This window comes from Enterococcus sp. E5-37 (assembly GCF_035726925.1).
GTDB lineage: Bacteria > Bacillota > Bacilli > Lactobacillales > Enterococcaceae > Enterococcus_B > Enterococcus_B faecium.
On the sequence record NZ_JAPMLG010000010.1, the window covers coordinates 15,853 to 27,945 of the forward strand.

The 12,093-nt window shown below is 39.0% G+C and carries 11 protein-coding genes and 1 pseudogene; 6 read left to right on the forward strand and 6 right to left on the reverse strand.

The annotated features are described in order from the left end of the window. Positions 1-152: 152 nt before the first annotated feature. Together OS138_RS09245 and OS138_RS09250 are read left to right on the forward strand one after the other, a co-directional pair. Positions 153-908 (forward strand): annotated as a pseudogene (locus OS138_RS09245) (IS3 family transposase); the annotation flags it as partial. Between the two features lie 217 nt (positions 909-1,125). Continuing rightward, a complete protein-coding gene (locus OS138_RS09250; protein ID WP_002300355.1) occupies positions 1,126-1,794 on the forward strand; it encodes a DUF421 domain-containing protein in 669 nt (222 codons plus the stop codon). 199 nt (positions 1,795-1,993) lie between these two features. Here OS138_RS09250 and OS138_RS09255 read toward each other — a convergent pair whose 3' ends face one another. The 5 genes from OS138_RS09255 to OS138_RS09275 form a co-directional block, all read right to left on the reverse strand. Next, positions 1,994-2,380 carry a hypothetical protein gene (locus OS138_RS09255; RefSeq protein ID WP_325070039.1) on the reverse strand — a complete coding sequence of 129 codons (387 nt, stop codon included), beginning with the start codon at positions 2,378-2,380 and terminating at the stop codon, positions 1,994-1,996. After that, complete coding sequence (locus OS138_RS09260) at positions 2,352-3,734, reverse strand: Y-family DNA polymerase (RefSeq protein WP_104888440.1); 1,383 nt, start codon at positions 3,732-3,734, stop codon at positions 2,352-2,354. The genes OS138_RS09255 and OS138_RS09260 overlap by 29 nt, the downstream gene beginning before the upstream one ends. Positions 3,735-3,889: 155 nt before the next feature. Continuing rightward, on the reverse strand, positions 3,890-5,077 hold the full coding sequence (locus OS138_RS09265; RefSeq protein WP_325070041.1) for a galactokinase: 1,188 nt from the start codon (positions 5,075-5,077) through the stop codon (positions 3,890-3,892). A 6-nt stretch (positions 5,078-5,083) separates the two neighbouring features. Next, on the reverse strand, positions 5,084-6,115 hold the full coding sequence (locus OS138_RS09270) for an aldose epimerase family protein (protein ID WP_325070042.1): 1,032 nt from the start codon (positions 6,113-6,115) through the stop codon (positions 5,084-5,086). Positions 6,116-6,130: 15 nt separating this feature from the next. Next, positions 6,131-7,585, reverse strand: a complete 1,455-nt coding sequence (locus OS138_RS09275) for a glycoside-pentoside-hexuronide (GPH):cation symporter (RefSeq protein WP_086324481.1) — start codon at positions 7,583-7,585, stop codon at positions 6,131-6,133. 174 nt (positions 7,586-7,759) lie between these two features. On the opposite strand from OS138_RS09275, the gene OS138_RS09280 reads away from it, so the two are divergent. The 4 genes from OS138_RS09280 (at position 7,760) to OS138_RS09295 (ending at position 10,611) form a co-directional block, all read left to right on the forward strand. Further along, positions 7,760-8,665 carry an AraC family transcriptional regulator gene (locus OS138_RS09280; RefSeq protein ID WP_002286852.1) on the forward strand — a complete coding sequence of 302 codons (906 nt, stop codon included), beginning with the start codon at positions 7,760-7,762 and terminating at the stop codon, positions 8,663-8,665. Between the two features lie 90 nt (positions 8,666-8,755). Beyond that, positions 8,756-9,433 (forward strand): NAD(P)H-dependent oxidoreductase, encoded by a 678-nt coding sequence (locus OS138_RS09285; protein ID WP_325070043.1) that lies wholly within the window; start codon positions 8,756-8,758, stop codon positions 9,431-9,433. Further along, positions 9,430-9,600 carry a hypothetical protein gene (locus tag OS138_RS09290; RefSeq protein WP_002286849.1) on the forward strand — a complete coding sequence of 57 codons (171 nt, stop codon included), beginning with the start codon at positions 9,430-9,432 and terminating at the stop codon, positions 9,598-9,600. The genes OS138_RS09285 and OS138_RS09290 overlap by 4 nt, the downstream gene beginning before the upstream one ends. A gap of 114 nt (positions 9,601-9,714) precedes the next feature. Next, positions 9,715-10,611, forward strand: coding sequence for a LysM peptidoglycan-binding domain-containing protein (locus tag OS138_RS09295; RefSeq protein WP_002286848.1), 897 nt, complete (start codon positions 9,715-9,717; stop codon positions 10,609-10,611). A gap of 54 nt (positions 10,612-10,665) precedes the next feature. Here the strand turns inward: OS138_RS09295 and OS138_RS09300 are convergent, their stop codons facing one another. Then, entirely contained in the window at positions 10,666-12,036 is a 1,371-nt protein-coding gene (locus OS138_RS09300; RefSeq protein ID WP_002318348.1) for an amino acid permease, read from the reverse strand. Between the last annotated feature and the right edge of the window lie 57 nt (positions 12,037-12,093).

Consider the following 12,093-nt stretch of genomic DNA (forward strand, 5'->3'; position numbering starts at 1 on the left):
AACACCGTTTATTTGCAAAAAAGGGACTGTGACACGATTTGTGTACCGACCCCCAAAAGTTAGACCAAAAAATCTAACTTTTGGAGGTCGGTATTTTTTATGGTTAAATATACTTTTGAACTTAAATTAAAGATCGTTCATGATTATTTGGATGGCAAAGGCGATTGGACCGTAAAAATCCAGATCAAGAGATTGAAGCGGAAATGCTTAAAATTCGGGAGAAGCACAAGGATTATGGCTGTTTACGGATGACCAATGAACTAAGAAACCGCGGTTTCTCTATCAATAAAAAGAAAGTTCAGCGCCTGATCAAGAAGCTAGGAATAAAAGTAACGGCATACACACGTAAATCACGGCGCTACAATTCTTATCGAGGACAAGTCGGAGCAGTAGCCAAAAATCGGATCCATCGTCGTTTCTACACCAGTATCTGCCATCAGAAAATCACGACGGATACAACTGAATTTAAATACCATGAAGTGGATGCCAAAGGCATTATCCGTCAAAAGAAATTGTATCTAGATCCTTTTATGGATATGTTCAATAGTGAGATTTTATCCTATCGTATCTCTGAAAAGCCCAATGCATTAGCGGTAATGGAAGGTTTGGAGGAAGCTATCCAGACCACTAACGATTGTCCCTATCGTCGTATGTTTCACTCAGATCAAGGTTGGGCGTATCAAATGAAAGCTTATAGAAACAAATTGAAGGAGTACAAAATCTTTCAAAGCATGTCTCGGAAAGGGAACTGCTTAGATAATTCACTTATGGAGAATTTTTTTGGCTTATTAAAACAAGAGATTTTTCACGGGAAAGTTTATAACTGTTTCGTGGAATTAAAATCAGCCATCGATAGCTATATCTATTACTACAATAATGAACGGATAAAACAGAAATCAAACTGGTAAAGTCCCGTCCAATTTCGTAAAACAACCGTAACGGTTGTGTAAAAATATCATTTTAGAGCATGAAAAAAGGAGTGGATTTCTCCACTCCAAAAAAATCTAACTTTTGGGGGTCACTACAGTGTTTTAGTAAAAGGATACATTTCTTCCTTGTATATTCTATGCGTGTTCGTGAGAAAGCATATATAATTTAATTAACAGATAGTTAGGGGGAGAAAAAATGATTTTTTCAATTACAATGAAACTGGTATTCGGGTTGATCGGTTTATTATTAGTGGTACGTTTGCTTGGGAAGAAATCCATGTCAGAAATCACACCGTTTGATTTAGTCTATACGCTTGTTTTAGGTGGGATCTTAGAAGAATCAACCTATGATGACAATGTCCATGTAGGGCATGTCCTATTTGCCATTGCGCTTTGGGCAGTAATGATTTATGGTATCGAACGTATCGTCCAAAAAAATGAAAAGGTCAATCGTTGGGTCAAAGGCGAGCCATCTGTTCTAATCAAAGACGGCGTCATCAACATGACAGAGTTGACAAATAACCATATCGAGATGGAGCAGTTGCGAGCAATCTTAAGACAGCAGGAATGCTTTTCTCTTGAAAATGCCAAACATGTTATCCTAGAGAATGCCGGTCAAATGAGTGTATTGAAAAAATCAGATGAAGACAAAGCTTTATCGATCCTGCTTGTAGATGAAGGGCAAATTCAACATAAAGTGCTTCAGTCCAATCAATTGACTGAATCATGGCTTATGGAGAACTTGAAGAAAGAAGGCTATGCAGATGTAAAACAGCTGATTTATGTTGAATGGTCAGAAGAAAAAGGGCTCTACATACTAAATAAAGAAGACGTCATGCATGAATCTTACCGAATAGATGGATAGATAGACAGAGGTTGTGAAATCAGCGCCTTGGCTTGTTACTCAAAACTAAGCGACTTTTTCACAACCTCTGATATCTAATATACGTTGTTCTAGAAGTTGCTTCTTCGAAAAATAAGCCAAAATTCCACAAAAATTTAAGAAGCAATTTTCGAAAAATCCTTTCTTATTTTTTGAAGTTGATCACTTCTGTCACAACCTCTCATGTCACAAACCATTTTTTTGTTTCCTTTAACTCAATATACCGTACGTCTTCCCACAATATCGGCTGATGGTCAATCATAAAGTAATCTTCATAGGCTTCACCAATGAAGTGCCCTTCGATCTCATCCAAGAGTCTTCCAAATTCATCTTTTAAATTGAGCTGAATGATTACTGCTTTACGAGATAAAAAGGCTTCTGTCAGTATACTATCGATTTCTTGCAATGTCATTTGTTGTTTAGGAAGAGGCTGTTTGCGTGCTTCTTCTTCATTTTTTTTGATACCGTTGACTAGTTCTTCCATCGCAAAAGCAGTCCCCCATTTTAATCCAAATGGCCGATCTCGATACTCGTTATAGTCAATGAATTTTTTTGCTGTCCGTCTCATCTTTTCCACCTTCTAATCCACTCATACCACCTGCATGCCCGCCAACGAGAGAACTACGTGCGATGGCGCGTCCTCCTTGCAAGAGACTATGGGCATGGATGATTGATTGAAAGCCGTATTTTTTTCTAATCGTATCGACAACAAAATCAACTTTCGCTTCATTTATCTGCTTTTCAGGATCTTCAAAAAGGTTAAGCTGTAAACCTGTCGCGTATACGAGGTCGGAACAGTTCACGCCTACACGCCGAATATCCTGGTAGTGGTAATGCTGGTGGAAAATGGTCAATAAAGCATTTGCTAGATCTCTGCTAGCATTTGTCGCTTCGATTTTCATTTGCTGGTGAAACCCGGTCTTGCCATTTGGATCAAGATAGCCTAAAGAGTATCCTACCCATAAGCTGACTACTTGTGTTTTTGCTGCAGATCGTCTCAAGCGAGTGCCGACTTGATCGGCCATTTCTTTGATAACGATCTCGATTTCTTCTCGTCTTGTATAATCTCTATCTAGGATTTGACTATTTCCGATACTTTTTGATTTTGGTGTATATTCTTGTCCCAAAAAACTTCGATCGATCCCCCAAGCATGGGCATAAAGCTGAGTACCGATGACCCCTAGCTTGCTTTTCAAGTGATAATAATCCGCGTGAGCTAAATCATAAACAGAATGTATACCCATTTGTTTCAGACGTTTTGCTGTTCGTTTGCCGATTCCCCAAAAGTCAGTGATATCTGAGATTTTCCATAACTTTTCTGGTACATCTTCATAACGCCATTCAGCAAACATTTGTTTTCCGTCTTTTGAGCCATTGTCTAAGGCTAGTTTAGCAAGTAGCGGGTTATCGCCAATTCCTATAGTCGTGTAGATTCCGGTCTGCTCAAACACATCTTTATGGATCAGTTTAGCCATGTCGTACGCATTTGTTTTACCAAAGAGTGCCATGCTATTTGTTACATCAAGGAAGCTTTCATCGACGGAATAGACATGATGGTTCGCTTCGTCTGCATATTTTTTATAGATAGAATTGATTTCTCTGTTCTTTTCCATATAATAGGCCATCCTTGGGGCAACAATATATAAATCACTTGGATAGGGGAAGGGAAGATCTCTGGCACGGCTGATATTGGTGATGCCGTAAGCTTTTTTTGCTGCAGGACTGGAAGCCAAGATTAATCCGCTACCCCGTGTTTCTGTCGAATCGGACGGATAGGACATGACTACTAATTTAGTTGTAAGGGGATCAAGATCCTTTTCAACGCATTCTACGGAGGCGTAAAAAGATTTGCAGTCAATACATAAAATATCTCTTGAAGGTTCTTTTTCATAAACAAATACCGGATTTTGATTCGCCCACATAACAATCACCTCTTCAACACAATTAGAACACATGTTCTCTTTCCGTGTCAATAAAAAACAGCAATTTTCAAATACGAGCAAAAGGCTCACATTTGGAAATTGCTGAGAGGTTATTTTTATCTATTTGTTTTTAGCTGAGATCGTTGATTTTTTTATCAAACATGAACAGCTTCTGGATCGATCTTTGTTGTCCCATTTCCAATGTGTGCAACATAAAATTCCGGAGCATAGCCGACAACTTTCATGTATTCATCATAGACATTGTTTTTGAAGGCAGGTATATTTTCTTCTTTGACAAGAGCAATCGCACAGCCACCAAATCCAGCTCCTGTCATTCGTGCACCTAAGACACCTTCTTGTTTTTGAGCAGCATCTACTAGTGTATCTAATTCGATCCCAGTTACTTCATAATCATAGCGAAGAGAGTGGTGAGAATCATTTAACAGTTGACCAAATGCTTCTAAGTTCCCAGCTTCTAATTCAGCTTTTGCCTTCAAAGTCCGCTGATTTTCAGAAACGGCATGGCGAGCTCTGCGTATCAATGTATCATCGCCGATTTGGTCAATAGTTGATTCAAATTCTTCTTCATCTAAGTCTCCTAAAGAAGAGATAGGTAAAGTTTTTTGCAAACGTGCCAAGGCTTCTTCGCATTCGCTGCGGCGTTCATTGTATTTTGAATCTGCCAATTCCCGCCGCTTATTCGTATTCATGATGACGATTGCATAACCATCTAGTTTCACTGGGACCATTTCGTATTTCAGCGTATTTGTATCTAACAAGATTGCATGATCTAGCTCACCGAAGCCGATGGCAAACTGATCCATGATACCTGAATTGACACCGATGAATTCATTTTCTACTTTTTTACCTGTTTGGACTAGTTCCAAGCGATCTGTTTTTAAATCAAACAGATCTTCTAATACAACACCTACCAATAATTCTAATGAAGCGCTACTGGAAAGTCCTGCACCATTAGGGATTGTTCCCTCCACTAACAACTCAAACCCATGATCGATTGAGTGTCCAGCTTCTTTTAATTTAAAGACCATTCCTTTTACGTAATTTGCCCAGTTTGCTTTTTTATCATATTCTAGCTCATCTAAAGTAAAACTAATGACACCGATATCGTCAAAGTTTGTGGAATAAACTAATATTTTATTATCGTCTCGAGGTGCGGCGACACCTTGCGTTCCATAAGTGATGGAAGCGGGGAAGACATGGCCTCCATTGTAATCTGTGTGTTCACCAATCAAATTGATGCGTCCTGGTGAGAAGTATTGTGTAGTTTTTTTAGGTCCGAATGTTTCGGCAAATTTTGTGTTTAAGCTTCTTTTGATTTCCATGATGAGTTATTCCTTTCTTGTTTTGATTTTGAATTCTGTCACTGTTTCAAATACTGATCCGGCTTTTAAATGAATCGAACCAAATGCTGAGAAGCGCTCTGCACCTGGAGCTGTTTGAGTCTCAAATGTGATGCCACCGTGATGTGCCAGTTTTCGGTTGCGCATTTCTGGTGTTTCTGTGCCAAAATTTGCAGTGAAAATAACCATACTAGAAGCATCTGTAGCAATATCTACTTGGATTTTTTTATCCGGACTAGTCAAGCGAGCGGCTTCTTTATCCAAGCCAGATTCTTTTAAGAAAAATGGATGATCGATTCCGTCAACAAGATTTTTTTGATCCAAATCACTAGCAAAAACGGACGCTAATTTTTTAGGTATTTGAAAATCGAAAGCACTTCCTGCAGTATTTTCTTTTACCCCTATAGGAATACTATCTGTTCGCAAAGGAGCATAAGCTTCGCTATTGAGCCAAAGCTCATGTTGATCGATTGATTGAGAAGCATCTCCCGTCAAGTTGAAGTAAACATGATTTGTCGGATTGAATAAAGTATCTTGGTCACTGGTGCCGCGAGAGGTCACTCGCCAGATATTATCTTGTGTCAAAGTATAGCGGATTTCCACATCCATTGTACCTGGAAAACCATGTTCTCCGTCGGGACTTGTAGTAGTAAAAATGACAGAAGCTTCATTTTCGCCATTCAAAATGACATAAGACCATTTTTTTAATTCAAATCCAGGAGCACCACCATGCAGATTATGTCCAGTTTTTGAATCTGTGGCTAATTGGTAAGTTTTTCCATTGAGAGAAAAGCGGCCATTTTCGATTCTCCCTGCGGTGCGACCGATAGAAGCACCGATATACGGATCTTTTTCGATATATTCTTCAGCGGTATCAAATCCCAAAACTAATTCTCGATCATTTGATTTTAAACTGACGATTCTAGCACCTAAATCAGAGATAGAAAGTGCTAGCTTGTTTTTGTTCTCCAAGGTTATCAAGTGATAGCCTTGGCCAAAATCTTTTTCTGTAATCTTCATTTTCAAGATCCTTTCTTAATGTGAAGGAACTACTGCATCGTGAAGTTCATCTTCCATTGTATCAGCTGGAGCTAATTTGTTTTCCAATTCCTCAACGATTTGTGCATGTTTTTTCTCTGTCAATGTAATCTTCCAAGCAAAAATAATAGCGGAGAAAATCATCAAAGCAGCAGGAGCATAGAATGCATAAGCTTTGAAAGTCGTTACGCCATGAGCAGTAATATCAGCAGCAGTAGCATTACCAGTCATCCCAGAAGCGATAGCGACAAACCCTACGATCCCGTTAGACAAAGCACCAGCGATTTTATCTAGTAAAGGACGAATTGATAGAGTAACAGCTTCATTACGGATACCATTTTTCCATTGACCATATTCAACAGAGTCTGTGATCGTCATCAAAGCGGATAAGAAAATCAATTGTTGAGGGAAGTAGAACAATACTAGCCCGATGATAACAATTGGCAAACTTGAACCTGCGAACGTAAAGAAAAAGTAAGAAGAAATCATCATTGCGATCCCTCCAAGGTAAACGTAGCGACGAGAGATGACGCGTGTAAGCATTGGAAATAATGGAACAGCTACTAAACCAAGTAAGGCAGCAACTAGACCAACGATCCAAAATTCAGTTGGTTGGCCAAGTACATATTTGAAGAAGTAGAACAATACGGCAGTTGTTGCTACATTGGCAATCGCATAAGCGATATAAGCAAGGGCAAGCCACATCAACTGATCATTTTGAGCAACTGCTTTGAACACATCTTTGATCCCAGCTTTTTCATTTTGCTGACGGATCGCAGTATCGACTTCTTTTGTGCCCAAGGCAGTGATAATCGCAGTACCACCTGAAATCACAGCAGCAATCACACCGAACCAGAACCAGCCTGAAGCGCCTTCAATATGTTTATGAGTAACAAGATAGGTAAAGAAAGTAACGATAGGGACAACGACTAAAGTAGTACCGTTGGCACCTAGAGAAGAGCCAAAACGAGCAAATGTTGCAAATTTTTCACGTTCCTTTGTTTCCGTACTCAAAGCAGGAATCATTGACCAAAAAGCGATATCCTTGAATGAATAAAAACTATCCAACAAGATGAAAACGATTGCAAATAATATGATAAATAAAGTCGTATTATGAGTAGCTAAACCAAAGAAATTGGTAAAGATTGCTACCAAGAGTACGGAACTAACAACGCCGCCGATAACTAACCATGGTTTGAATTTACCGTATTTTGTACGAGTATTATCAATGATGCCACCAATCAAAGGATCAAAAATAATTTCAACTAAGCGGATACCTACAACTAAGCTTGTAACTGTAGCAATCATTTTTGCATTCGTTGCCTTATCTGTTCCTGCGAACATCTGGCTTGTCACGAATACCATAAAATAAGTGCTTAATGTAACATAGAATGTGTCGTGTCCAAAAGCGCCTAAAGCGTAGGACACACGTTGGATCATTTTGCTTTTCATAATCTGTATTCCTCTCCTGTTCAATATATAATACTAAGTAAACCGGTTACAACGAATAACAAAGATCTTTTAATGACTTAAACTTAACAAGAAATCGCTTCCTTTTTAATATATTTCTGTGACTTTTATTTAACTTTTTGTTGCATTATACTAAAGGAGTAAGGAGGGATAGACGTGGAGCAATCGATTTTTTTAAAAAAGGAACATCAACAAGTAGAAAAAGAATTGTATTTTGATTTTTGTGGTTTCTCTAAAACGATGCCGTTTCATTCTTTTGGTCCTGCTATTCGCAATGATTACATCCTGCATGTCGTGATGGAAGGCAAAGGATCTTATCATGTGAAAAATCAACAATTCCAATTGAAAAAAGGTGATCTGTTCTTGATTCGTCCAGGAGACTCGACGTTTTACTTATCAGATGGAGAAGATCCGTGGATGTATTGCTGGCTTTCATTTGGTGGGAGTGCTGCAGAAGAAATCATTCGGCAGTCGCTTTTCAGAGAAGACCAATACACGATGGTCTCTTCTGACATACAAAAATATATCGACATTATTTTAGAATGCATGAAAGATACGGAAGAAACCTTGGAAAATGAATTACAGTTAACAGCATTAACCTACCGTTTTTTATCAGTCCTTTTAAAAGATGGCGGAAAGGTCAGCGGTGGTGTACAAAAGGTTCATTCCTCTTTAGCTGTTGAGACAGTCAAATACATCGAGGCACATTATGCTGAAAAATTGTCTGTTGAGGAAATCGCCCAGCATTTAGCGGTCAATCGGAGCCATTTGTCGCGAGTATTCAAAAATCATATGGGTACCAGTATCAAGGAATATTTGATAGGGGTACGGATCAATCGAGGGGCGTTTCTTCTTTCTCTGACGGATGAATCCGTGGAAAGTATTGCCTATCAAGTAGGGTTCAATAGTCTAGTCGTATTTAGCCGAATGTTCAAAAAGAGTACCGGGGAAACGGCTACGAACTATCGTAAACGTATGAAAAACGAAAATTTTAAGAATATTGCTTTGGATACCTTGAAAAAACAGTTGGAAAAACAAACCGCAGTTTCTTGGACAACCTGATTAGTCTGGTTAAAATGACAAGCATCGGCAAAAGAAACTTGTGGCGGTTATGCTACACTGTAAAGCGAAGACTAAAAAGGAGGAAAAGGGATGCGTACACTTATCATCATTAGCCATCCAACGATCGAAGAATCTTTAAATCAGCAATTTTTCAAAGAAGCTTCTGCTGGTTTACCAGCTACTTGGCATCATTTGGAATCAAGTTATCCAGACGGAAAAATAGATATAGAGACTGAACTACAGCTCTTGGCCCAGCATGACCGGATCATTTTCCAGTTTCCGTTTTACTGGTATAGTTCTCCTGCTCATTTAAAAATTTGGCAAGATAATGTCTTGGAACAAGCAGCATATGTATTAAAAGGGAAAGAACTAGGAATCGTATTGACAACAGGTGTGGCGGAAAAAGAATACCAAGCTGGAAGAAAAGAAGAATATACGATTTCCGAATTTTTGAGGCCGTATCAGCGAATCGCAAATAAATTCCATATGACCTATCTTCCGCCATTCGTTTTAGCACAATTTATGTATTTATCCCAGGAAAAACGTTGGGAGAAGCTAATTGCTTATCAGCAGTATCTATCATTGGAAGGCAAACCATCGCTGACTCAGCGGATTGACTGGTTTATTCAAAGAGTACAGGAAAATCAGAAAATGCAGGAAGAAGAATCTGAAAAACAAGCATATATCGTAGAAGCACTGACTGAGGCAAAAGAGCAGATCGAAGACTTGACCTTTACACTGCAAGAAATGAAAGGAACTTCATTATGACAAATGATTGGCTGATCCAACAATTAGATGAATTAAGTGAAAAATCAGAATATCAAGACCGTGCGCTCTTATATGAAATAAAGAAACTGATGGCTGAGATAGACGAACGAACAATGCAGCTGCAAGGAGAAATCGACGGACAATCTTGGAATCATCTCAACTGGTGAAATTTTCTTATAAATAACAAAGATAAAAATGTGCACAGCGGCAATTATTTGCTACAATAAGAATATGAAGCGTTTGATAACGCTATTATACATAAAAATTGGTGGTGAAAAAAAATGTATGATGAAAATGAGTGGGGAGAAAATGTTCGGATGACCCGAAGAAGGCAGCAAAAACAGGCAGCTCGTAAGCGGATGATCATGATTGGGGCAGCAGTTGCCGTTTTTTTGATCATAGCAGGAGGAGTTGCGGGTCTATATTTTCATGGAAAAAATTCGTCAGAAGCGAAAAGTACGACCATAACGGAAACAACGACAAAGAAAACAGAGACGAAACAAACAAGTGAGTCATCAACTAAAACAAAAGAGACACAAACTTCTGAAGAAAAAACAGCAAATGGTTTGCCAGAGCAACTTCAAGCAATCGTAAATGATTATTCGAAAAAGATCGAAGAAAAGACGCCTGCATTGATTGAAGAATACCAGACAGAAATTCAGGGAAATCAAGAGGGCATAGCTGGTTTATCAGCAGTTGCTAACCAAAAAGCACGTGAGCTTCAAGCAATCTCCGACGAAGGGATCAGAAAATTACGTGCAGCGTATCAGGCAGCAGAAAATAAAGACGGTGTAGACTTAGATACTTTGATCAATCAATTATCGGCTAATTATACGAATCATGTAGCTAAGATTTCCGATATTTATTTGCAGACTAGCGCCTCTCTTCAAGCAGAGTCAACAAGCACACAAGACACAACATCTTCTGATTCTGAGACGGCAGAGTCGGTAGAAGCTTCTGAAATGCAAGCTCGAACAACACAAGACACAACAGATTCCTCTGAAACTAATACCAACAGCGCGACTTCACAGGCTGCGACAACCGTAGTTTTGGAAGGAGAAGGTCCAAATCAAATAGCCGAACGAACTGGCGTACCAGTAGAAACGATCTTGTCGCTGAATGGGATGAGCATGGAGAATTATTTCCTGACTCCCGGTGAGACGCTAAAATTGAATTGATAAAAGCAATAAAAAAGAACGAAGCTTCCACTAAGGTGAAGCTTCGTTCTTTTTTTATTTTCCGGTTCTTTTTTCGCGTACAAAGTAATGGATCGTCATGTAAAGCAAGAAAACGAGTCCAATAATCAATGAGATTCTCGTTTCAGGATTGATAAACATGAAAATCAATACGATAGCTAAAAAAGCAAGTGTCACATAATTCGTATAAGGAGATAGTGGCATTTTAAAAGGATGATCATGCATTTTATCTGCGTGCTTCTTTTTGAAGCGAATCTCGCTGATCAAAATCACTACCCAAGGAACCATACCAGGCAAAATACTTGAGCTGTATACGAAAACGAAAATATTTTCTGACTGGTTGATGAACATTGGTAGAAGATAATTTAAGATCAGACCAATTAAGATTCCACCTGAGATTGCTACGACAGGATAAAAAGGCGCGCCGTGACGAGAAAGTTTCAGAAATTTTTTAGACATCTTTCCATTCATGGCAAGTGTATAGACCATACGACTTGCGCTGAAAATCCCTGAATTGCAACCTGATAATGCCGCTGTAATCACGACAAAATTAATCAGTCCTGCAGCAAATGTAATGCCGACTTTAGAAAAAGTTTGTACAAAAGGTGAACCAATCTCACTCAATTGATTCCACGGATAGATACTCACAATGATAAAAATAGCACCAATATAAAAAATCAAGATTCGACCGATAGTGGACTGGACAGCTTCAATGATCGTCTTTTTAGGATTCTCTGCTTCACCAGCAGTCATTCCGATCAGTTCGATTCCTTGATAGGAAGCAACAACGATCGATAATGCAAAGAAAAATCCTTTGACGCCTCCAGTGAAGAATCCACCATTTTTCCAAAGATTTGAAATCCCTACTGCCTGACCATGATTACCAAATCCAAATAAGATTACCCCAAGACCTGCAATGATCATCAAAATGATCGTTATGACTTTGATGATCGAAAACCAAAATTCTAATTCGCCAAACGCCTTGACAGAAATAAGATTTGCCAGCATAAGAAACAAGACGACAATGATCCCGGGAATAATTGCCGGCAAATCAGGCCACCAATAATTCATATAAGATCCTACAGCAATCACTTCACTTATTCCTACGACAATATATTGAAAAATATTACTCCAAGCGGTCAAGTAGCCAGCCACAGGATGGATGTACTCGCTCGCGTAATTTGCAAAAGAACCAGTCGAAGGATCAACGTAAAGCATTTCGCCTAAAGCACGCATAATCAAATACAAAAAGAATCCTGCAATCGCATAGGCTCCCATCACTGAGGGCCCTGTCCAGCGTATGGTTGAGGAGGCACCCATAAACAGACCGACACCGATCGTTCCACCTAGTGCGATCATTTGGATATGACGGGCACTAAGACTTCGAGTTAACTTTTCTTCTTCCATACAAAAACTCCTTTCGTTGTTGAGTCAACAAGAAAAAATAATCAAACGTTTCAACAC